At 48.2% G+C, this 22,072-nt stretch carries 22 protein-coding genes and 1 pseudogene; 8 read left to right on the plus strand and 15 right to left on the minus strand.

Annotation, left to right across the window (positions count from 1 at the left end):
- Positions 1-18: 18 nt before the first annotated feature.
- On the minus strand, positions 19-1,830 hold the full coding sequence (locus OEZ43_18960; GenBank protein MDH5547663.1) for a caspase family protein: 1,812 nt from the start codon (positions 1,828-1,830) through the stop codon (positions 19-21).
- A 270-nt stretch (positions 1,831-2,100) separates the two neighbouring features.
- Complete coding sequence (locus tag OEZ43_18965; protein ID MDH5547664.1) at positions 2,101-2,322, minus strand: hypothetical protein; 222 nt, start codon at positions 2,320-2,322, stop codon at positions 2,101-2,103.
- 442 nt (positions 2,323-2,764) lie between these two features.
- Here OEZ43_18965 and miaB point away from each other — a divergent pair, with 442 nt between their 5' ends.
- The 5 genes from miaB to lnt are packed head-to-tail and all read left to right on the plus strand — an operon-like array spanning position 2,765 to position 8,006.
- The gene (gene miaB, locus OEZ43_18970; protein MDH5547665.1) at positions 2,765-4,138 is read left to right on the plus strand and encodes a tRNA (N6-isopentenyl adenosine(37)-C2)-methylthiotransferase MiaB; all 1,374 of its coding nucleotides are present in this window, start codon (positions 2,765-2,767) and stop codon (positions 4,136-4,138) included.
- Positions 4,135-5,145, plus strand: coding sequence for a PhoH family protein (locus OEZ43_18975; GenBank protein MDH5547666.1), 1,011 nt, complete (start codon positions 4,135-4,137; stop codon positions 5,143-5,145). The genes miaB and OEZ43_18975 overlap by 4 nt, the downstream gene beginning before the upstream one ends.
- 44 nt (positions 5,146-5,189) lie before the next feature.
- Positions 5,190-5,609 carry an rRNA maturation RNase YbeY gene (ybeY, locus tag OEZ43_18980; protein MDH5547667.1) on the plus strand — a complete coding sequence of 140 codons (420 nt, stop codon included), beginning with the start codon at positions 5,190-5,192 and terminating at the stop codon, positions 5,607-5,609.
- On the plus strand, positions 5,606-6,475 hold the full coding sequence (locus OEZ43_18985; protein MDH5547668.1) for a CBS domain-containing protein: 870 nt from the start codon (positions 5,606-5,608) through the stop codon (positions 6,473-6,475). Before ybeY ends, OEZ43_18985 begins: the two co-directional genes overlap by 4 nt.
- Positions 6,476-6,479: 4 nt before the next feature.
- A complete protein-coding gene (lnt, locus tag OEZ43_18990; protein ID MDH5547669.1) occupies positions 6,480-8,006 on the plus strand; it encodes an apolipoprotein N-acyltransferase in 1,527 nt (508 codons plus the stop codon).
- A 170-nt stretch (positions 8,007-8,176) separates the two neighbouring features.
- Here lnt and OEZ43_18995 read toward each other — a convergent pair whose 3' ends face one another.
- Positions 8,177-8,338, minus strand: a complete 162-nt coding sequence (locus OEZ43_18995; protein MDH5547670.1) for a DUF3330 domain-containing protein — start codon at positions 8,336-8,338, stop codon at positions 8,177-8,179.
- A gap of 174 nt (positions 8,339-8,512) precedes the next feature.
- On the opposite strand from OEZ43_18995, the gene OEZ43_19000 reads away from it, so the two are divergent.
- The gene (locus OEZ43_19000; protein ID MDH5547671.1) at positions 8,513-8,734 is read left to right on the plus strand and encodes an RND transporter; all 222 of its coding nucleotides are present in this window, start codon (positions 8,513-8,515) and stop codon (positions 8,732-8,734) included.
- Positions 8,735-8,768: 34 nt separating this feature from the next.
- Here OEZ43_19000 and OEZ43_19005 read toward each other — a convergent pair whose 3' ends face one another.
- The 12 genes and pseudogenes from OEZ43_19005 to OEZ43_19060 all read right to left on the minus strand — a co-directional run bounded on the left by OEZ43_19005 (position 8,769) and on the right by OEZ43_19060 (position 19,715).
- A complete protein-coding gene (locus OEZ43_19005) occupies positions 8,769-10,091 on the minus strand; it encodes a glucose-6-phosphate isomerase (protein MDH5547672.1) in 1,323 nt (440 codons plus the stop codon).
- 67 nt (positions 10,092-10,158) lie between these two features.
- Positions 10,159-12,318 (minus strand): 1,4-alpha-glucan branching protein GlgB, encoded by a 2,160-nt coding sequence (glgB, locus tag OEZ43_19010; GenBank protein ID MDH5547673.1) that lies wholly within the window; start codon positions 12,316-12,318, stop codon positions 10,159-10,161.
- A 120-nt stretch (positions 12,319-12,438) separates the two neighbouring features.
- A pseudogene (locus OEZ43_19015) lies at positions 12,439-13,330 on the minus strand (hypothetical protein).
- A gap of 21 nt (positions 13,331-13,351) precedes the next feature.
- On the minus strand, positions 13,352-14,041 hold the full coding sequence (locus tag OEZ43_19020) for an ABC transporter permease (protein ID MDH5547674.1): 690 nt from the start codon (positions 14,039-14,041) through the stop codon (positions 13,352-13,354).
- Positions 14,042-14,182: 141 nt separating this feature from the next.
- A complete protein-coding gene (locus OEZ43_19025) occupies positions 14,183-15,178 on the minus strand; it encodes an ABC transporter substrate-binding protein (protein ID MDH5547675.1) in 996 nt (331 codons plus the stop codon).
- 35 nt (positions 15,179-15,213) lie between these two features.
- Complete coding sequence (locus OEZ43_19030; protein MDH5547676.1) at positions 15,214-16,005, minus strand: ABC transporter ATP-binding protein; 792 nt, start codon at positions 16,003-16,005, stop codon at positions 15,214-15,216.
- Between the two features lie 322 nt (positions 16,006-16,327).
- A complete protein-coding gene (locus OEZ43_19035) occupies positions 16,328-16,771 on the minus strand; it encodes a HEAT repeat domain-containing protein (GenBank protein ID MDH5547677.1) in 444 nt (147 codons plus the stop codon).
- A gap of 112 nt (positions 16,772-16,883) precedes the next feature.
- A complete protein-coding gene (locus OEZ43_19040) occupies positions 16,884-17,384 on the minus strand; it encodes a DUF4442 domain-containing protein (protein MDH5547678.1) in 501 nt (166 codons plus the stop codon).
- A gap of 19 nt (positions 17,385-17,403) precedes the next feature.
- On the minus strand, positions 17,404-18,060 hold the full coding sequence (locus OEZ43_19045) for an SOS response-associated peptidase (GenBank protein MDH5547679.1): 657 nt from the start codon (positions 18,058-18,060) through the stop codon (positions 17,404-17,406).
- 36 nt (positions 18,061-18,096) lie between these two features.
- Positions 18,097-18,480 carry a hypothetical protein gene (locus OEZ43_19050; GenBank protein ID MDH5547680.1) on the minus strand — a complete coding sequence of 128 codons (384 nt, stop codon included), beginning with the start codon at positions 18,478-18,480 and terminating at the stop codon, positions 18,097-18,099.
- Positions 18,481-18,634: 154 nt separating this feature from the next.
- Positions 18,635-18,802, minus strand: coding sequence for a hypothetical protein (locus tag OEZ43_19055; protein ID MDH5547681.1), 168 nt, complete (start codon positions 18,800-18,802; stop codon positions 18,635-18,637).
- Between the two features lie 76 nt (positions 18,803-18,878).
- The gene (locus OEZ43_19060) at positions 18,879-19,715 is read right to left on the minus strand and encodes a DNA alkylation repair protein (protein MDH5547682.1); all 837 of its coding nucleotides are present in this window, start codon (positions 19,713-19,715) and stop codon (positions 18,879-18,881) included.
- 425 nt (positions 19,716-20,140) lie between these two features.
- Between OEZ43_19060 and OEZ43_19065 the strand changes: the two genes are divergently transcribed.
- Complete coding sequence (locus OEZ43_19065) at positions 20,141-20,680, plus strand: hypothetical protein (protein MDH5547683.1); 540 nt, start codon at positions 20,141-20,143, stop codon at positions 20,678-20,680.
- Between the two features lie 122 nt (positions 20,681-20,802).
- Complete coding sequence (locus tag OEZ43_19070; GenBank protein ID MDH5547684.1) at positions 20,803-22,053, plus strand: IS91 family transposase; 1,251 nt, start codon at positions 20,803-20,805, stop codon at positions 22,051-22,053.
- The last annotated feature ends 19 nt before the right edge of the window (positions 22,054-22,072 follow it).

The raw sequence follows: 22,072 nt of genomic DNA on the forward strand, positions 1-22,072 counted from the left end.
ACACCTTAAATCTCAGCCTCATGCCGGCTCAGATTCGATTTTCCGCCGGGACTTTTTTGTTGCATGCAGAATAGGTACCGGTGATTCCAGCCAATCACGAGGCCCTATCAACGAACAGTGCTGCTCATTGCCGATCACCTTGAGATCATGCGTAACTGCCTTTCTTAACTCTATAAAATTTGGTACCAAACCTTTGTCGCGAAAACGACGGAGATTTTTTGCCAGTGAAAACGTGAATGCGCCGTGCGGAACACTGCCATGAGTGTATTCATAGGCATATTCGTTTTCTTTGCACGCGTAAAACAATATCGGCATATATGGCCCATTATGTTCCTGTTCTTTTCGAACGGCGCGGAACCGTTCTTGATCCAATGTGCGTAACCGTGTTGCAGTACCAAGACTTCTGCGCAATTGTTTATCCAAGCCTTCGATACGTTGTGTAAAAGCACTGTCTGCTGTCTTTTCTTTCATGGCGCGTTCCAGCCAAAGCTGTTCCTTCTCATGCCACACCAGAGAACGGTGACGCACATCATCAGGCGGACTCACGCCACGCACGCGCGCCGAACCGCCGCGAGTTAAACCACCCGAATGACAACAATCGAACACCGACATGAATTGTGTTTCATAAGGTAGTTGTGAATACATTTCGTAAAATTGATCATCGGTAAATGCTTTTTCGTCGCTCCAGTCAAAGTCATAAGGCACTAAGGATTCGTCCATACGATCAACCTTATCACCTTCGCCGTAGCTTGCCAGTTGCGCCCCATGACCACTGTAATAGAAGACACGTTTATCTCCAGGCCGCGCATCGTCAAGCAACCACTCCAGACGATCGGCTATTCCTTTGCGCGTTGCACGACTATCCAGGACCATACGAATATTTTCTGCGTCAAATCCGATACCTTGCAAGGTCGCGCTCATCAAGTAACTATCATTGACACATCCTTCCAGACACATGTCGCTATCCGGATATTGATTAAGTCCTACGATTAAGGCGCGATGCATGGGCTTGCGCGATCGACCGATTATTCCACGCACGCGTTCAGGTAACTCAGACATAGCGACTTCAGGTTGCGCATAAAGTGACGGCTGTATCTTTTCCAGAGCAACTTGTTGCCATACCGTTCCTATCGCATTCTTGTGTGACAGATAGTGACTTGCGGAATGATCGGCTATTCCAGGAATATCAAAATAGGTTTCCACTTGGGTAAAGCCATCATCGTGTAAACGCAATGGCGCAGTAAACACATCGTCTTCCTTATTGAACAGGTGATACCAGTGCTTTGCCTGTGTCAAGGGCATGATACGTCCGGCCCGAAAGCTTCCAGCGACAAAGGCATTTCCTATTTGCGACCCAAGTGAGACAAAAATCCGATCATTAATGCATTCACGCGTCGATGGATGCGTGAACGTGTCGTATGACACCAATGAACCAAGACTATGTGCACAGACAACGTCGGGATTGAACTCTTCCACACGCCCAATCAAACGTTTGCGCGTTTGCTCTCTCAATACCTCGTTTTCCACCCACTGCACCACCATGCCGGCTGTCCAGCGCAGACCTCCGTCCATTCCCCGTCGCCGATTAAACAAACTCGTGACGCCGTTTTTAAGCAGCTTGCTCATTGCCTGAACGGCATCAAATGCGCTGACCGGGTGAGCCGCAAAGATATCGTCGTAATAAACGAAACGCACGTCCAATTCCACTTCGTTTGCCGTTGCGCTGACTGCCTGACTGATTGCAGTTTCCCATTCCTTTTCCCAGGCTCCTCCCGGGGAATGTTTTCCTACACCATGAACACACAAGACTTTAACTTTAGGCCTGCTCATAATCGACTCCTTCGAATGCCGTTTATGTTGCCGCCGATTAGAAAGGAAAATATTTGATGCTAAACGTAACGAAACCGAAACACACCCGAAGGATGGCGGCTTATTTGGGAGCTAACGATTCTTTTCCCGCATTCGTAGCTGAGCACATCAAGGAAAAAGAAATATTCGAGAACACAATAGATTTATTTGCTGCCGCGCGTAAAAATCAAACCCTCACCAACACCTGGCAGTATTGAGCAGGTTATACAGACTGTCAATAATGCAAACCGGCTACATTCCCAGTTCAACTGGTTCGCGACTTTTGCGCAGGCGGCGCGCAAACAATTCCAATTCGCTCGCCAGTTCTGAAAACTCTTGTCTTAACGACTCTGCGATTATTGACTGCAATCGTTCAAAATCACTGCGATGCAAATAGTCACGCGCGTCCGTACGCAATCCGTCTCGAAATCTTTGCGTAATGGTTTCGGCAAGTTGATTAAAGTCTTGGGACATATTTACTCCTTTCCGTGCGTGTCGATTGGTAGCCCTTGAATCACAGCGAAAGACAAAACGCTGGATTCACTGGCCGACAGAGCAGAACTCACCAAAAAATATCTTTATAAGTGCCTAGTACATATCTACAAACGAACAGCATCAAACCTGCGAAGACAGGCTTTTCGGACCACAACGTTAAACTAGTGGAGAATGCCTTTTGTAACTATAGACCATCTGGAATCAGACCCAATTTATGCGTAAGGCCCTATTCGTGCTGAATTGTTTCTAGCACCCAGGGTCAAACCTTTTAAATGTGACGTATTTCTGTACCGGATAAACACAAAACGCACTAAATAAGCTAAGGTGGCTTACGGGAGGCGCCGAAAACATAGCAGGGCCTAGTGCGTTTCCATCAATTTATAGGTAGAATGCGCGGTTCCCTGTGAGATTAGCGGAGCACATGAAACAAAAGCTATATATCAAAACCTTTGGCTGTCAGATGAACGAGTATGACTCCTCCAAAATGGTGGATGTGCTCGACCAGGCCTACGGAATGGACCTGACCGCTGATCCCGAACAAGCCGATATCCTCCTGTTAAACACCTGTTCTATAAGAGAAAAAGCCCAAGAAAAGGTATTTTCCCAGCTAGGCATGTGGCGTGAGATGAAAGAAGCGCGCCCGGAACTCATCATTGGTGTTGGCGGCTGTGTCGCCAGCCAGGAAGGTGCGGCCATCCGCGAACGGGCCCCCTATGTTGACCTGGTATTTGGCCCACAGACTTTGCATCGTCTGCCGCAAATGGTCGATGAAGTCCGTCAGGAAAGACATGCGGTAGTTGATATATCCTTTCCGGAAATTGAAAAATTTGATCACCTACCAGAGCCACGTGCCGAAGGCCCCACAGCATTTGTATCCGTGATGGAAGGCTGTAGTAAATACTGCACATTTTGTGTTGTACCCTATACCCGTGGCACCGAAATAAGCCGCCCTTTTGACGATGTAATTGCTGAAGTGGCGCAACTGGCGACCCAAGGGGTAAGAGAAGTCAATTTATTGGGACAGAATGTAAATGCTTACCGTGGTCGCACCCATGATGGTGAGCTGGCAGATTTAGCCTTATTGATCCACTACATAGCATCTATCGACGGCATCGATCGCATTCGTTTTACGACCTCACATCCGGTTGAAATGAGCGACTCCCTGATCCAGGCCTTTGCCGATATCCCTGAACTGGTCGGGCATTTGCATTTACCTGTTCAGAGTGGTGCAGACAGGATACTCGCTTTGATGAAACGCGGTCATACCGCCATAGAGTACAAATCAAAGATACGTCGCCTAAGAGAAGCGAGACCCGAACTCAGCCTTTCTTCGGACTTTATCATTGGTTTCCCCGGCGAAACCGACGCCGATTTTGAAGCCACCATGAACCTCATTGCCGATATCGGCTTCGATCACTCATTCAGCTTTATATATAGTGCCCGCCCCGGTACCCCAGCGGCCAGTCTGCCCGACGATGTTCCCCTAGACGTAAAAAAACAGCGCCTAGCTATCCTGCAGACACGCATCAATCAAATGGCAGCGGAAATCAGCGCCTCGATGGTTGGCACTGTACAAAAAGTCTTGGTCGACCGTCCTTCGCGCAAAGATCCGAACCAGGTCGCCGGGCGCACAGAAAACAATCGCGTCGTCAATTTCGACGCCGATCCCTCTTGTATAGGGACATTTGTTAACGTCAGAATTACTGAAGCTTTACCCAATTCACTGCGCGGCGAGTTTATCAGCTCCGGTGAAAAGGCCACGACTTCTTCCACAACCATAGGTGTGACTGCTTGAGCGCAATTCCGAAGCTATTAAAAGGTCAACAATTGGCATCTCTCGACATCCTGCTCGAACCCGTCGACAACAACCGACTCGCAAATCTCTGCGGACAATTTGATCAACATCTACAACAGGTGGAAAAGCGCCTGAATGTGGAGATCAACCACCGCGGTAATGCGTTTCGTATTATCGGGAACAATGGTTCTACGCATAAGGCGGCGGCGATTCTGAAAAGCATGTACGATGAGACCGTAGAAACTGAACTCAATCCCAAGCATGTGCAGGTAATGCTACAGGAATCCGGAATCGAGAATATGCTAGAGAAGAACCCTACTGAGGAAAATCGCAACGGGCAATTAGCTCTACGCAGTAAGACCATACAGACGCGTGGAAAAAATCAGTGCGAATATATCAAACGCATTCAGAAAAACGATATTAGTTTTGGCATAGGCCCTGCCGGCACAGGCAAGACCTATTTGGCGGTAGCTGCTGCGGTCGATGCGCTGGAGAATGACCGCGTGCGTCGGCTTATCCTTGCCCGTCCAGCCGTTGAGGCTGGCGAGCGTCTGGGTTTTTTGCCAGGCGATATGGCGCAAAAAATCGACCCGTATCTACGACCACTTTATGACGCGCTATATGAGTTATTAGGCTTCGAGCAAGTTGGCAAACTGATCGAACGCCACGTCATCGAAGTTGCTCCATTAGCATTTATGCGTGGTCGCACCCTCAATGACGCCTTTGTCATTCTCGACGAAGCGCAAAACACCACCGTCGAGCAAATGAAGATGTTTCTCACACGCATCGGCTTCGGCTCTACCGTCGTAGTCACTGGCGATATGACTCAAACCGACCTGCCTTCGAGTAGGCAATCAGGCTTACAGCATTCCGTCGGCATATTGAGTGACGTGGAAGGCATTAGCTTTACCTTTTTTGAACACAAAGACGTGGTTCGTCACCCTCTGGTACAACGCGTGGTCGCCGCATACGACGCGCACGATCAGGTGCAGAACCCCAAAAGTTAATGAACAACATCGACGTGGAGTTCGCGGTCACGCGAACTCCTGACATGCCAACACCGGAACAGATTTGTCATTGGGCGAATACGGCTTTGCACGGCCGCGAGGAAAACGCGACTGTTTGTATTCGCATCATGGATGAGGATGAAATGACCGAGCTGAACAGCACCTATCGCGGTAAAAATTCTCCTACCAATGTCTTGTCATTTCCAATGGATATGCCTCCGGGGATAGACTTGACTATACTAGGTGATATCGCGGTTTGCGCCCCAGTGGTAGCAAATGAAGCCCGCGAACAGGAAAAATCATACGAATCTCATTGGGCACACATGATTATTCATGGTACCTTGCATTTATTGGGTTATGACCACATAGATGAGGCTGATGCGCAAGAAATGGAGACTCTTGAAACTGAGATCATGCACGGACTGCAATACCCGAATCCTTATCAACCATTGGAAAACTCATGAAGGAAGGACGAAGTAGCAACGGTTCCTCAGAGTCTCGAACGTGGCTTGAACGCCTGAGTCAGGCATTCACCAACGGCGAGCCCAGGGACCGCGACGAACTCACCGACGTCATACGTGACGCCGAACAGAAAAACATTATCGATACCGATGCACTCTCTATGATTGAGGGTGTTATGCAGGTGTCCGATATGCAGGTACGAGACGTCATGATACCGCGATCACAAATGGTCGTAGTTGAACGCGACGTGGCGCCGGAAGATTTTCTTCCCACCGTACTCGAATCTGCCCACTCCCGCTTCCCCGTCATTGGTGAAAACCGCGACGAAATTGTCGGCATACTGTTGGCGAAGGATTTACTCGCCTATTTTGCTGATCAGCAACGGGGACGTTTCGATATCCGCGACGTCATGCGTCCAGCGGTATTTATACCGGAAAGTAAACGCCTTAACGTGTTGCTTAAAGACTTTCGCTCCACACGCAATCATATGGCCATCGTCGTTGATGAATTCGGTGGCGTATCAGGATTGGTGACTATCGAAGACGTGCTTGAGCAAATCGTAGGTGAAATCGAAGACGAATACGATTTCGACGAAGACACCTACATCATGCCGCACAAAAACAACAACTATTCAGTAAAGGCCCTGACGCCCATCGAGGACTTTAACGAATATTTCGAATGCTCCCTCAGCGACGAGGAATTCGATACCATCGGAGGCCTGGTGCTGAACAGTTTTGGACACTTGCCAAAGCGGGGCGAAAAGACCACAATCGGCGAGTTCGAGTTTACGGTGTTACGTGCCGATAACCGCCGCGTTCACCTGCTACAATTGCACCTTGCGCAATCATCTATAAAGAAAGCCAACTAATCCTGTGAACATAAATAAGATGCTTTTCCAGGGCAAGCGCGCCTGGCTAACCTCGCTTATTGGCGGTTTAATGTTACCTCTGGCCTTCGCGCCTTTTGGTATCTGGCCACTGATATTTGTATCGCTCGCCATATTCTTTTATGCCTTAGTCGACGTTACGCCAAAAACCGCATTTGTTCGCGCCTGGATTTTTGGGCTGGGCATGTTTGGTTTCGGCGCGTCCTGGGTCGTGGTCAGCATGCATTATTATGGCGGCATCGGTATTCCGCTGGCGACTATACTCACGTCAATTTTTGTCATGTTTTTGGCCTTGTTCCCCGGTGTATTGGCTTGGTTCTCGCGGCGCGGATATACATTACTCGGCCAGCGTCGTGGGATGTTTTTAATTTTGATCCTGCCGATACTGTGGGTGTTTTTTGAATGGATACGCAGTTGGGTATTAACCGGATTCCCCTGGCTCAATCTCGGCTATAGTCAAATCGATTCGCCCTTGCTTGGATATGCACCGGTATTAGGCGTGTACGGGATTTCGCTAGTAACCGCCTTCACCACTGGCTTAATACTACACAGCATACTGGAACGCTCTACGTTAAAACGTAATATTGCTGTGCTTGCCGCCTTATGGTTGGTACCGCTTGGCTTCAATTTAGTGGACTGGTCTACACCGACGGGTAATCCCATCACCGTAAGCATGATTCAGGGTAATATTCCTCAAGATCAAAAGTGGTTACCGAGCAATCAACGCCCGCAACTCGACATGTATGCACAGCTCAGTCGTGAAAATTGGACGAGTGATTTAGTTATCTGGCCTGAGACCGCCGTTCCAGCCTTATATGAGCAAGCGTTGCCCTATCTCAACTACATTGGTCAGGAAGCACGCATGAATAATTCTGAATTACTCGTCGGCATACCGGTTTTCAACGACCAGGACAATCAATACTTCAATGCCATGTTGAGTCTCGGAAATGAAGAAGCGTTTTACGAGAAAAAACACCTGGTACCTTTCGGCGAGTATCTACCGATGGCTGGGTTACTTGGCGGGTTTATCGACTTCTTCGATATTCCGATGTCCAACTTTAGTCCAGGGCGTAGCGAGAAACCCATATTACATGTAGCCGGACAGAAAGCCGGTATTTCAATTTGCTACGAGGACGCTTTTGGTGAAGAAATTATTGACGCATTGCCCGAAGCAACTTTTCTAGTCAACGCCAGTAATGATGCGTGGTTTGGCAGGTCGGTCGCTCCACATCAACACCTGGAAATTGCACGCATGCGTGCTGTTGAAACCGCGCGTTTTCTGCTGCGTTCAACCAATACCGGAATATCTGCTGTTATCGATCCACAGGGAAAAGTCGTCGCGCAGTCACCACAATTCAAACGTGATGTACTTACCCATACGATACAACCGATGCAAGGTGCATCGATCTACGCGATCTTCGGCAATATACCGATCGTGAGTTTCCTTTTCATTGCACTCTTCGGCACGCTCACCTATCAGTGGTACCAAAAGCGCGATTCTGAACAAAATTAACAAGGGGCGGGAGCTCGCAATCTGTACTTCCCGCCCCACTCACTTTACTTAATATTTATTTTTTTTGTGCAACACACATTCACCACAACACCGCATAATTTATTTGCGAGTTTGATTGTCTATGCGTAACAACAATGTGATAAATGCTTGGATTATTTTCTGAACGTCACTCAGGTATCATTCTGATTGTTTTTCGCCCATTTGCTGTAGCACTCAAGTCCGCAGTAGTACGCAACATACTCGTCCGCTTCTGCATTGTTTGCGACGGTGTTAGGAATTTCGCGAAGACACACTTCACATTCAAGCGTGGTATCAGTCGTTTTTTCTTCCATAATATGCTCCCTCACGTGCATGATAGATTATGAAAAGGCTGCCATGTCTTTTATCATTGATTAGTTGGCACCCTTAATTAATAGCTAAGCCAAAACAGGCGAATATTGCAAGGAAAGCGGATTGAAGTTTTTTATTCGCTACTCATAATGAATCTTATAAAAAGCTGAGGACGTATGAAATTTATCGATAAAATCCCGACCCTACCGCTGGCAGTGATTGCAGTCCTCCTGGGGCTTGCGCCTTTCGTACCTGAGCCTCATCTATTAGAAAAATTGAAAATGCTCGCCAGTGGGGAATTAGCCAAGCCTATTGATATCCTCGACCTGATCATGCATGCCACACCTGCAATACTGCTGATTATCAAACTGAGTTGGAATTTGAAAAAAAAGGGCTGAAAGGCCCGTAAAGGGCCGTTTCAGGGTCGATAATCTAGATCAACTCGTTAATTTCACGTAGCTGGTTGAGGTATTCACGGGTCAGCATCTTGCTCTCTTCAACCGCGGGCTGATCAAACGCATCGATACCCATAAGCTCGGCCACCACAACTGTCTCCATTTCCAGCAATATGATGAGCTCGCCCAGGGCATAGGCATCTTGCTCTAACAAGGCAAATGTCCGATTAGGGCGACCGCGACGACTCAAGGTCGTGCGCGTCGCCTTTAGTTCTGAAACGAATAATTCGCCGATGGTATGACCCGCAAGTGGCTTAATCGCCGGTATATCCTGAAAACGCATGGGAATACGCCGCCCCATAAAGCGAAATCCGGGATTAGAAAGAAAAGTCACCAGCTTGTCGTCCGGGCCTTCCAGCAATAACTGCAACTGTGAATGTTGATCGGTAACACCGTGAGCCTCGGTCGGGGTAAGACCACGATGGCGACCATTCGCGTCGATTTTGCCCAGACTTTCTGCCCAAAGCTGACGAAACCAGTTCACAACAAAACGCAGATTATCCGCATATGGCATGACCACACTGATGGTGCGACCGCGTTCGGCATGTAGATATTGAGCAGCGCCATTAAAAAAGGCGGGATTCTTGAGTATGTCCTCGCTAGCACAGCGGGCTGCCATAGCACGCGCGCCCTCCATCACACCATCGATATCAACGCCACCGATGTAAGCGGGCAGCAAACCCACTACCGACAATACACAAAACCTTCCACCAACAGGCGGGTGTTCAATGATTTCTATTTTCAGGCGCTTTGCCAGATCGTACAAAGCACCATCACGATTCTCTGTAATCACCAGTACGTGATTGGCAATCGCTTCATCACCGAGCTGATGTTCCATCGTGGGTAACACGGTTAAAAACTGGCTGAGCGTTTCCGCTGTGTTGCCGGATTTGGAAATCACCAATAACAAGGTGTCGGACCAGTCAACGGTTTCCAGTTCAACAAGAGTGGAAGGGTCTACATTGTCATAAAACGACACATAATTGCGTGGTGACTTATCACCAAGTATTCGTACCAGCATTTCACCGCCGAGCGATGAACCACCAATGCCAAACACCACCGTACGACTAAAGCTTCCCGCAATACGCTGGCCTTTGCGCTTTAGCTCTTCCAAGTCCATGGTTTGTGGAAGATTCAGAAACGTCGGTTTGCGCGAACTCATCCAATCTTTGATACGCACGCGCAAATTATCCAGGCGCGGCGACAAGGCCTGGATCTCCTCAACCGTTATTCCCCCTTCGCCTATGCTATCCCGTGTTAGATTGGCATTGTCCATCGACAGGCGACTGATTTCGATCACAGAACTCTCCTCACAATACGTATTGCGTTGCATTTTAAAGTGTAGCAGGTGTTTTGATCAAACCTGATCAAGGACTCAATTGAAGCACAATACCAGCCAATGGTGGCAAATTCATCGCGATTGAATAGGGAAGATTCATCCAGGGCACGTTTTCCGCGTCGATTACGCCGGCGTTTCCGATATTGCTACCACCATAAATCTCGGCGTCAGTATTCAACAATTCCCGGTAACGGCAGCAATGGGGGACGCCAATGCGGTAATCATGACGGGGTATCGGTGTGAAATTCAACACCACTATCACTTCCTGATCACCATCCATGCGCCGATAACTCAATACCGATTGAGAACTGTCGTGGCAATCGACCCAGCAAAATCCATCACTGGAAAACTCTCGGCGGAATAAGGCCGGTGTGCTGCGATAAACATGGTTAAGATCCTGCACCACGCGCAGCAAACCCTGATGCAGAGGATATTGCAGTACATACCAGTCCAACTGTCCATCAAAATCCCACTCTGGCCCCTGTCCATACTCATTTCCCATAAACAGAAGCTTTTTGCCGGGATAGGTAAAGAGGTAACAAAACAATAATCGCACATTGGCAAACTGCTGCCATTCATCTCCTGGCATGCGATAGCGAAGCGATCCCTTGCCGTGAACGACTTCATCATGTGAAAAAGGCAGCACAAAATTTTCGGTAAAACTATAGAGCTGACCAAAAGTCAGTTTTTCATGATGGAATTTTCTATGGATGGGATCCATCTTCATGTACTCCAGGGTGTCATGCATCCACCCCATATTCCATTTCATACTAAAGCCCAAACCGCCGAGATAGACCGGGCGCGACACCTGTGGCCATGCGGTAGACTCTTCCGCCATCACCAGCGTCCCCGGGAATTCGCTATGGGTCACGCTGTTGAGCTGGCGCAGAAATGCAATGGCGTCGAGATTTTCGCGACCGCCATATTCATTAGGAATCCAGTCGCCTGCTTCGCGCGAATAATCGAGATAAAGCATAGAGGCAACCGCGTCGACGCGCAGGCCATCGATGTGAAACTCCTCCAACCAGTACATAGCACTGGAGAGCAGGAAATTTTTTACTTCGTTACGGCCGTAATTAAATATATACGTACCCCAATCGCGGTGTTCTCCTCGGCGCGGATCCTCATGTTCGTATAGCGCGGTGCCATCAAAGCGACCGAGACCATGGGCATCCATAGGAAAGTGCGCTGGCACCCAATCGAGAAATACACCGATGTCGTGTTGATGGCAATAATCGACAAAGTAGCGAAAATCGTCCGGCGTACCAAAACGGCTAGTCGGCGCAAAAAAACCCAATACCTGATAACCCCATGAGGCATCGAGGGGGTGCTCAGTAATTGGCAATAACTCAATATGCGTGAAGCCCGCAGTAGTCACGTAGTCAACAAGCTCGTGTGCCAATTGTCGATAATTCAGGAAATGGTGACTGGCGTCTCGTCGCCACGAACCCAGGTGGACCTCATAGATCGACATGGGTTTTTCCTGCCACTGACTATGGGCACGGGTAGCAATCCAGTCCTGATCATGCCACAAAAACTCACTTTCTCTGGCAATGACACCGGCGCTTTTTGGGCGCAACTCAAACTGTTTTCCATAGGGATCGATTTTTTGTAAAACCTGGCCACTATCACGACTGCGGATTTCAAATTTGTAGAGTTCTCCGGCGTGTATATCGGGAACGAATAGCTCCCACAATCCACTCCCACCTCGACTACGCATAGGATGACAGCGTCCGTCCCAGTGATTGAAATTACCAATAACGCTTACTCGCTCTGCATTGGGCGCCCAGGTGGCAAACAATACGCCAACAACCTTATCGACACTCCAGGGATTGGCGCCGAGCAGCCGATAGATATGCCAGTGACGACCTTCGCCGAACAGGTGTATATCAAATTCCGGAATTTGCGCGGGAAAACAAAAAGGATCATAACGGACAGTTTCTCTGCCCTCAGCGTCTAGCCAACGCAATCGGTAGTGGGAAGTTTGCTTTAGGTCGCCACACCATTCAAAGACATCGGTGCCCTGTATGCGTGTCAGCTCCTGATCGAGATCGTCGATAAAGACTCGCTCGGCTCGTGGCAGAAAAACACTGACACAAGTTTCGTTCCCCTGCTGATGAGGCCCAAGAAACGCAAACGGGTTGTGTTCACGTGCCTCTAGCAAAGTCTGGTATTGTTTTACTGACATAAACCGGGTTCCTGTCAACCTGATTTAGTTTAGCAAAACTACTCAGATATTCTCTGACTAAATTAGCCACCGGGATGAAACTTGTGTATTGCGCGGAACGGGTCCGCGCAATATCACTTACTACTTGAAACTAATAAACATGGCCGAAGTCCATGCCTTCGCGCCATCTCGCTGGCTACCAATAAAGTAGACAGGTCGAAAACCATGAGGACCGTTATTGGCGGAGACTTCTATCGTTCCGCTGACTTCGCGCGGCACAGGTTCATCACTCAGACGCTCCAGGGCGATAAACATCTGCGCGCCGCCGAGCTGTCTTTGCAATGAACCTGCTTCGTTTTCCAATAGTTCTCTGCCGCTAACTTCCCACGTGATTGCCGGGCAATGCGCAAAGGGATTGCCATCAAGGGGATTACCAACTTTTACATAGCCATCGATCGTGGCTTCGATGCGTATCGTCGCCTGGGCTAGGCGCGTCAATTCATTTGCAATAATGCCCGTCAAACCACCTTTAGTACCGAAAACCGCGGTTCCCGGTACCCCACCGCCACAACGACCACGATGCTCGTCGCTATTGGCACTAACACCGATTTTGTATCCGCGGCGCATGGCGTCTTCATATAGCCAAGGGAAATGTCCCCAGGCAGATTCCACTTCAGCGAGTCTTTCGAGTACAGGGTGATGCCAGTCGAGATTGCACCGTCGCTGGACTTTGACCTTTACTCAAAGGGCCTGCCTGGTATTCGGCGCTAACATAGTTCGCCGCCGAAGGATCGACTGTTTGAAAAAGTGCCCAGTCAGAATAAAACTTGAAAGTTGCCTTTAGCCAGGCTCCGTCGGCAATGCCGGAGGCGCCCACCTCATAGTCGAGAACGATTTCCTCCCAACTACCCGCCACCAGCCTGTCGACATTACAACTGACCTTACCAAGAAAGGACATACTCTTGGTCTTTTCATACAAACCTTGTGGGGCAATATAATTACCCAGCTTTTCTTTCAATTCTTCGGGCGACATCTTTTCCATCACAAACCTCTTCTACGCCAAACGCCAAACTTCGTAGCGCTTTTCTATCTGTCTGAATATCAATCGTTCGAACGCGTATGACAAACCGCCGATGAGTGCAATACCCAACAACACCTGTCGCGCATTCCCTATCTCTCCACCCATGGAAACCATCCAGCCTATACCTTGCGTCGCACCGACCATTTCGGCGGCGACTAATGAACGCCAGGCCTGGCTGAAACCTATGCGCAAGGCTGCCGTTACAAACGGCAGACTTGCAGGAAGATAGACATACAGAAACAGCTGGCGCTTTTTCGCGCCCAGGGCGCGCGCCGCTTTAACCTCAGTACCCTGTATCTGTAACACGCCCTCCATGATGGTAATGATCATGGGATTCACCGCTGCGATAAAAATTACGATGGTGATAGTGGTATAACCAATACCAAAGATGATTAACATCAAAGGCGCCCACGCCACCGGCGGTATCGACATAAACAAACCGTTCAGAGGGACAATAAACTCGCGAAAGGGGCGATAAAAGCCTGCGAGAAAACCACAACACACGGCAACAATGATTGCTGAACCGAAACCTCCGGCAACCTCAAGCAAACTCATCCCCAGATGCGGCATCAGCTCACCATTACCCAACCACTCTGCGGCCTCTGCAAAAACATCCCACACCTGCGGAAGAATGTAAGAAGGAAATTGCGAAGCAGTCAGCATCCAGGCAACTAACAAAGCCGGAATCGACAATAGTGACCACGCAAATGGCTTGCGCTTGCTTTTTGTTTTTGTTTTTGTTGGTATGACATTACTACTCATAACAGTTACCACCCCAAAACATCTGAAACCTCAATCCTGAAACTACAGCCCTGCTTCCATCGTTGTCGCGTCACTCATAACACTGGCATCGACCAATTGCTTAGGTGTGAGTTCACCTTTGATGTAGCCGAGCTTGTATGAGTAGGTCATCAACTGTTGAATGAAATCCGAATCAGATTTCTTGATACTGGAGTCCCAGCCTATACGTTTGCGTGCCTGAGCAACGACTGCTGTACCGGGGTATTTCTTGCCGTCTGGGCCTTCAACGGTTTCCATTTTGAATGCTTCGGCAATAATGTCATTGCCCGCATCAGGCGCTGAATTGAGGAATTCGATAGCTTTGTTGTGCGCGCGCAATACTTTGGTAATTGCTGCGCGTTTTTCCTTCAAGACTTCGGGTGGCGCCATGACGACATACCAGGGATAACCCGGCACGGCCTCGTTCATATCGAAGATCACTTTGGTCGTGCCACGCAATTCATATTGACTGGTAAACGGCTCCCAGATGAACGCGGCATCGACTACACCGTTTTCAACAGAAGGGCCCATGTTACCCGGTGGCATTGGGATAACACGGACGTCCTTGTCCGCTTCCAGCCCCGCAGCTTCACCTAAAACATAACCCCTCAACAACACATCCATACCGCTGCCTTTTTTCACGCCAGCGATCTTCTTTCCTCTCAAATCTTTGAGTGAAGTGATTCCAGAATCTTTGCGCACGATTACCGCAGCCTGACCATAATTTACCTTGGCAAGAATCTGACTTTTCAGTCCGCGTGAGTACCAGTGATACACAGGAGGAGCACCGATGTAGGCCATATCAAGCTGGCCAGCTGCCAGCGCCTGATGCAAAATCGGCCCACTAGTGAATGACGTAATTTCAACTTCCACACCTTCTTTTGCAAACAATCCCTGCTTGTCTGCAATAACGACTGGGGCATTAGCCATCGCATATACCCAGCCTATTCTTACCTTTTCCTCCGCTGAAACCGTCGCCGATAACAACAGAACTAACACTGCGATTGATGCTCGTAACATCCACACTCCTCCTTGTTAATAAATACCAGATGCAGCTATACGGTCTCTGCCGACAGCTGCGCCTCTTCTTCCCTTTCACGTGATGTTTTAGCCCGTGCAACTTCAGGCAATTTTGTCTCGACACCCAGAGTAACTGCCGAGATATCCGCGATAAGCTCTTTTTTGTATTCCCAAAACAACTCGCTGGTTCGCGTTTCCGGGCCGCTACGTGGTCGTGGCAACTCATTACGCAATTCGCGATAAATACCAAAAGGTGGTTTGTTCAAGACGATGATGCGGTCAGACAAATAGATTGATTCATCAATATCGTGAGTGATAAACACAACTGTCTGGCCCAATTTATCCCACAGACGTAGCAATTCATCGTTCATGGTTTCGCGCGTAATCGCATCGAGCGCAGCGAAGGGTTCATCCATTAAAAGTAAGTGGGGTTCCAGCACCAGAGTCCTCGCCAGAGACACCCTTTGCTGCATGCCGCCAGATAATCTGGAAGGCAGGTAATCTTCAAAGCCAGAAAGCCCGACCATATCAAGATAGGTTCGCGCCTTATCGCGTCGGGCTTTGGCGGGCATTTCGTTATACATGCGCAAACCAAATTCGACGTTTTCAATCGCTGTCAGCCAGGGAAATAACGTAGCGGTCTGGAACACATAACCGAAATGCGGATCCTCCGGCGCGATTTCTCTGCCGCGCAATAAGACACCGCCATCATCGGGCTTGTAAAACCCGGACAACAGATTCAATAAGGTAGTTTTTCCGCACCCCGAAGGTCCAAGTATCGCAACAAACTCCCCCGCAGGGATTTCGATATTTAAACCTTTATAAATACTTAGTTCTTCGTTATAGGAAAAATACAAATCCTTGATGGCGAGCTTATCGCCACCAATACGACCAACATCTCGCACCGCTACAGACCTCCGCTAAAACGAAAACATCCGTAACACAGGTGATAATGTGATACTGCGTGTAATATCAGGTAAATCGGGCGAATAAAAAAGAAGAGTGTTGCGGCCCATCCATACGTAAAAAAATACACATCCCGTGTAACGCAGTAGACAAGCTAAACACTTCAGCGGAGGGTGTCAACAAGAAATCATTTCTTTGCCTATCAGAATTCTGTATTAGAACCCCGACACAAAAAACCGACATTTACATTTTTTTAATTATAGTTTTTAGCATCTCTCTCAACTGCTCACGAACATAAAAGTCGTTTTCATGCCGTACGAGATAGTTTAGCCGTTGATACAAACCTGAAAACTGGAGATCGTCGGCAGACATTAATGCAAGACCCGCCGCCGCATAGCGACGAACGTCTACACAATCATCATAGAGAGCCTGCATCAACACAAAGACGGGGGATTCGCTACGACTACGTATTTCTGCAAGCGTTGCTATCGCGCGCGTTCTCACCTTGTCATCGGCGCTAAAACACAAGGGCACTATTTCTGGTAATGCCGGCGTGGCTTTTTCACCCAGGCGGGATAATTCAGTCAACACATCACACAGTAAAGTTGGATATTCCGGGTCGAGACATTCACAAAGTTGCATAACATCTTCATTTATACGCCGTGCATGCAGTGACTGCTCCGTCATATGTCTCTCCCAATCCTGGATGTCTACGATATAGCAAAGAGTTTACGAAGTATAGACAACAACGAAAGTGAATAAAGTCACACAGAAAATCGACAGGGCGGGCAAAGATCCACTAATTATTTTTCGCGGGCTTCTTTTTCTTAACTCTAATATATAAAACCTTCATCACTTCGGCGACAACATCACCTTCTTCATCGCAAACATTGGCGGGCTTTTCGAATACGTACTTTCCGTCTTCATCCACTTTTTGCTTGATCGCCCGTATCTCCTCTTCCGAAAAGCGAAACTGCACCTTTACCGTACCACGTCCCGGCTTTTTGAAATCAATACGCGCACCTTTGTCCCACACAATGTAATCGCTACCGAGAATATTGATCAACATCATCATATAGAATGGGTCCGTCATGGCGTACATCGAACCGCCGAAGTGAGTACCCACATAGTTTCGGTTATACCAGCGCAGCTTCATGTGCACTTCCATAAAACGATAATCAGGTGCCACTTTAACGATACGGATACCCGCACCTCGAAAGGGACGCCAGTGATTACCCACAAACTTCAACAAGCCTACAGGCAATTTGTTCGCATTTCGTCTCAACCATTGCGCCAGCATATTCTCACGCCCTTCTGTCTTATTTACTCTGTTTCACAATTTTCAATTGCTCAGCATCGATGGCCACCGCTTCCAATAAATCATCAGGCGCAGGCTTTAACAAATCCTCTACCTGTTTTCCGATCTGAATAGCCGGATCCAACCAACGATTGGCCTGATCGAAGGGAATGATGACGGGCATCCGGTCATGTAATGGCTTGAGCACAGCATTGGCTTCGGTAGTTATGATGGTGCAGGAATCAATGATTTCATCATCCTTCTCCCAGCTCTCCCACAGTGCCGCAAGAAACAACGGTTGGCCATCACGGCGACGGATTTCGAATGGCTGTTTCTTCTTCTGCCCTTCCACGGTTTTCCATTCAAAGAAATCATCGGCGGGAACAATGCAACGACGATAACGATAAGCGGCACGAAAAGAAGGCTTTTCCGACAACGTTTCTGCACGGGCATTAAAGAGTTTGTATCCGATTTTTTTGTCTTTTGACCAGAACGGCACCAGCCCCCACTGAAAAACTCGCCAGTGGTTTTCGCCATGATGAGGCTGCTGTATGGCATAGACGTATTGGGAAGGAGCCACATTATAACGAGATCCCAGAAACTCCGGGGGACTACCAAAAATCTGCATTATTTTAACGGCCTTCTCTGCCGCAGCAGTTTGCGAAAGTCTTCCGCACACAATATGGACTCCATATATTAATAGTATGAAAGACTATCACATTTGCTTTTTGACAGGTCCACCCTGCAGTCGAGCATGCAGCCATGCATAGGCTTCGTCGCGGACGTCGAAAAAGGCCAGCTTGAGAAATTTTGGCCAAAAACGCTGGATGATCATTTGCGACTGCCGACCATTATTGACGATGGCGACAACCTCTATGACTTTATTGTGTCGCAAGGCGGGGAATGCACTGAAATCCATGGCGTAGGAATTCTTTCTATTCACCATGAAACCACGCGGCTTGCTCGGCAGATCAGCAAGCAAGTGCATCATCTCACTCAGTGTCTGTCCAGAAACCGTCGCGCCCTCGTCCACAATACCCTCTACGATGCCATCCTCGTGATCAAAGAGCGCAATCGGTCCCAGCCGAAATTCCTTCATTTATGGCCTCATACAAATGTACTACCTTATCGACCATATTTTGCGTTTCCTCAAGTTTTTCAAGACGGCAACGTCTACCTACCCCTGTTTTAAAGTGGTATTACAGCGCAAATTCGGCCACTCAAAAACGAATTGTGCAAGGTCTCCCGTGGGCTTAAAAAAATACCACCTCGCCGTCAGGCACTACCGTAACTTGATAGTCGTGATGGTTATAGCGTAGGCTTCCGCTTTTACCACGTATAGCTTCTTCATTCTGGTACATGAGAAACGCACGCACATCCAGATCCGCAGTCTTCTTGTTACGAAAGCGTACTTTTTTCAATAAGCAGTCGGAACAATAGCCGACGTATGGCAAAAGATTCCCACTTTTCAGTTTAGGTCAAATTTATAGATGCGTGTTATTTCGCAGCGGTCCTGATGCGTATCGCTTTCCTGTCGCCCTTCTTTGCCGGATATCGCAGCCCATGTCTAATTACCCATTTGACTTCCCTGCTCGGATTCTCCAGCCATTTTTCGAAAATTCCGTAAACCAGTTCAGGGTGATCTTTCACGATATCACCAAAGTGATTGGCAACACTGCGTCGCACATACAGACATGAATCAATTTTCAGTTTTTCCAGTATCGGCAAGACTGGCCCAGGATTTTCAATAAATGCTGGAATACGTGGCGCCCATGGCAATCTCGGACGCGTCCCCTCCGAACACAATCGGCGCACATGAGGATCGGGATCACTTGTCCACTCCAATAAAGTACCCAAGGTGCGTGCCTGCTGCTGAATCAGAAATGGGCGAATAGAAAACTCTGAAGTGTTGCGCTTCGTCAATTCATACTGTGCCCGCATCGAAACGGCAAAGGGATCTTCACCCTCGTTGTGTTTGGCATCCAAACCAAATTCCGACACAAAACAACCATGCGTGTGATAGAAGAAAACCGCCAAACCCAAGCCTTCGGTTTCCCCATTCGGCGGAGTTAAAGAAGACAAAAGAATGTCGATCGCCGTTGCATATTTTTGCGGCAAGTACGAGCGTAGCGCCTTAGCGATATGTGTTCCACGTTCGAGAAATTCCAGCGCATCCAAACCCGACAATGCAGCGTCTTGAAATTCTTTTGCCTTGAAAGCTGGATAGACGAATGCGAGATTATTGGCCAAATACCGAACCGCTTCCGGGCCCAATACGTTTTTTAACGGGAAGCCTTTTTGAATAACTTTGGGTGCGTCTGGAATGCGTAGCATAGTCTCAATAAAAAATGGATGCGCCAGGTACAGACTTGTATTAAAACACAGAGCCTCCCGTTCCATACACTCAGATTGCGTTCCTCGCTTTTCATCGCGTCGCGATCCCAAACGGCCTAGAACCCTCTCAAAATACGCCCTCTTACACCCGGGCCACTTTTCACGCCAGCAGTGGTAATGTTTTTCCTTGAAAAATCACCCATATTTCTATTAAATCAATGAGGTATTAGCGCGGCCTGGAAAGATAGGTAGCCTCGCCCGGAAAAATAGGAGGAAAAACCTCCTGTCGTGATTTGAGGTGTTCTATAAGCGGGGCACATTAAATTCGGATAAACAGTAAGTTGCTCGCGAATTATGATATCTGATCGAGATATCTTAAGAAGGGGCTACTGATAAAAATGTTAGCTTTATAAGACACAAAACATATGCACAAGAATCAACTCAATGTCGAAACCCCAATAGGCACGTTACTATTTCACGTAACTGCTGGTGAAGGTGATATTGAAAAGGCTCATATATCAGAATGCACTATAGAACCCAAAATCCCAGATGGAATGAGTGTTAAAGGCTGTAAAGCTGTGCTTTTAAGAAATACGTCAATAACTCCTCTCAAGAATGTAGTTTTTTCTTGTTCTTGGCATGGGTTGAAGGCAACGGGCTATGGGAACTCTGGCGAGGGTCTAGATGCTTGGGAATGGGAACATAATAAAACACTGGTTATGATCGGAACCGAAGATGATGAGTATCTAGGTTCAAGAGTAAAGCTGAAAAAAACCTCTTCAACCTATTACCCAATAACAATGGAAGACAACAGTATAAAAATACATGTTAGTGAGTATCCTGAAAATAAAGAACTATCACTTCATTTCATTATTTCATGGAATTCAGTCCCAGAAGAAGTTGATAGTTCTTGTTGGTACGCAGTTGATGTTCCACATGAGAGGGTGCTGGAAGAATGCAACTAAAAGCTAACAAGGCGCTCGTTCGGACGCAAACTACGCTGCGCTTCGTTTGCGCCGCACAGCTTCAACGTTGAACGTATCCGCTGCGCGGAGGAATAAAATGTCAAGAAAAGGAAAACAAGAAAATGACAATAACGCTGCAAGAGGTGTTTGCCACCTCGTTTGATGATTATGCGTCAACACGTCGACTTCCAATAAAGCATTATAAAGCTGCGGAGTCGATAATCACGTGCAGAACCCCGGCACAGGGTGGACACGTGCAACGATGTCCCGATGGACATGAGCAACACATACAATATCACTCGTGTCGACATCGCAGTTGTCCGCAGTGTAACAGTTTTGTGAAAGAGCAATGGTTGCAACGACAGCGAGAGCGTTTGTTGCCGATGGATCATTACCATGCGATTTTCACATTGCCGCATGAGTTTCATGGGCTGTGGCGATTCAATCAACGGCAGATGACGCAGCTGTTGTTTAAGTCGGTCAGCGAAACGCTGCTCACACTCTGCCGAGATAGAAAGTACATGGGTGGTGTACCCGGCATGATGTTGACCTTGCACAGTTGGGGACGCAACTTGAGTTTGCATCCACACATTCATTGCTTGATCAGCGGCGGCGGATTGGATCATGAAGGACGGTGGCGAGAGGTGAAGAACAGTTTTCTGTTACCGTCTCGTGTTGTGCGTAAGGTATATAGAGGGAAGATGTTGGCGTTGATCCGGCAAGGGTTGGACGCGGGTGAGTTAACGTGGCCACCGGGAGACCGTGAAGTGCCAATGGATCATTTGCTGTCGCGTGTGACTCGCAAGCATTGGCATGTGCAGATACAGCCACCGTATCGTCATGGTAAAGGTGTAATGATGTACCTGGCCCGATACGTAAAGGGTGGGCCGTTGAGTTCACGCAAGTTACTCAGTGTGGATGCAGGTAGTGTGAGTTTTCGTTATCAAGACCACCGAGACGGACAGAACAAACAGCTTCAACTGGAGAAGGGACACTTTCTGGGTCGATTGCTTGAGCATGTACCGGAACCGGGCCAAAATGTGGTCAGGCATTATGGTTTGTATGGCCATCGCGCAAAGGCTAAACGCCAGCAAGTACGAGAAGCACTGGGATTATCACTGGAACAGGACGCGCAGCCAATAAGTTGGGAAACGTTTCTGCAAAAGCTGGGTGATAAGACCAAAGGGTGTTGTAAGGTATGCGGCAAATCGCTGGTCATGGGTGTACGCGTCATTAAAAATTCCTTCTATAGGGAACAGGTGGTTAGGAACGTTCAACAAGGCGCTCAACGCGGAAATCGCAACGTGGGAATGGTTAGAACCGGGGCGCTCCAGGGAAAACCGATATTTTTTTGGCCGGGCGATTCCGGTTAGCTAATCGTTATAACTCTAT

It is taken from the genome of Gammaproteobacteria bacterium (assembly GCA_029881255.1).
GTDB lineage: Bacteria > Pseudomonadota > Gammaproteobacteria > S012-40 > S012-40 > JAOUMY01.

What these genes read in the sequence shown, in the direction of transcription:
- OEZ43_18965 (MDH5547664.1), bottom strand. Translation starts at nt 2,322, where the DNA reads ATGTCCCAAGACTTTAATCAACTTGCCGAAACCATTACGCAAAGATTT.
- glgB (MDH5547673.1), bottom strand. Translation starts at nt 12,318, where the DNA reads ATGTCAGTAAAACAATACCAGACTTTGCTAGAGGCACGTGAACACAAC.
- OEZ43_18960 (MDH5547663.1), bottom strand. Translation starts at nt 1,830, where the DNA reads ATGAGCAGGCCTAAAGTTAAAGTCTTGTGTGTTCATGGTGTAGGAAAA.
- OEZ43_19060 (MDH5547682.1), bottom strand. Translation starts at nt 19,715, where the DNA reads ATGCTACGCATTCCAGACGCACCCAAAGTTATTCAAAAAGGCTTCCCG.
- OEZ43_19025 (MDH5547675.1), bottom strand. Translation starts at nt 15,178, where the DNA reads ATGTTACGAGCATCAATCGCAGTGTTAGTTCTGTTGTTATCGGCGACG.
- OEZ43_19035 (MDH5547677.1), bottom strand. Translation starts at nt 16,771, where the DNA reads ATGACGGAGCAGTCACTGCATGCACGGCGTATAAATGAAGATGTTATG.
- OEZ43_19040 (MDH5547678.1), bottom strand. Translation starts at nt 17,384, where the DNA reads ATGCTGGCGCAATGGTTGAGACGAAATGCGAACAAATTGCCTGTAGGC.
- OEZ43_19065 (MDH5547683.1), top strand. Translation starts at nt 20,141, where the DNA reads ATGCACAAGAATCAACTCAATGTCGAAACCCCAATAGGCACGTTACTA.
- OEZ43_18985 (MDH5547668.1), top strand. Translation starts at nt 5,606, where the DNA reads ATGAAGGAAGGACGAAGTAGCAACGGTTCCTCAGAGTCTCGAACGTGG.
- OEZ43_18995 (MDH5547670.1), bottom strand. Translation starts at nt 8,338, where the DNA reads ATGGAAGAAAAAACGACTGATACCACGCTTGAATGTGAAGTGTGTCTT.
- ybeY (MDH5547667.1), top strand. Translation starts at nt 5,190, where the DNA reads ATGCCAACACCGGAACAGATTTGTCATTGGGCGAATACGGCTTTGCAC.
- OEZ43_19020 (MDH5547674.1), bottom strand. Translation starts at nt 14,041, where the DNA reads ATGCTGACTGCTTCGCAATTTCCTTCTTACATTCTTCCGCAGGTGTGG.
- OEZ43_19070 (MDH5547684.1), top strand. Translation starts at nt 20,803, where the DNA reads ATGACAATAACGCTGCAAGAGGTGTTTGCCACCTCGTTTGATGATTAT.
- OEZ43_19050 (MDH5547680.1), bottom strand. Translation starts at nt 18,480, where the DNA reads ATGAAGGAATTTCGGCTGGGACCGATTGCGCTCTTTGATCACGAGGAT.
- OEZ43_19000 (MDH5547671.1), top strand. Translation starts at nt 8,513, where the DNA reads ATGAAATTTATCGATAAAATCCCGACCCTACCGCTGGCAGTGATTGCA.
- miaB (MDH5547665.1), top strand. Translation starts at nt 2,765, where the DNA reads ATGAAACAAAAGCTATATATCAAAACCTTTGGCTGTCAGATGAACGAG.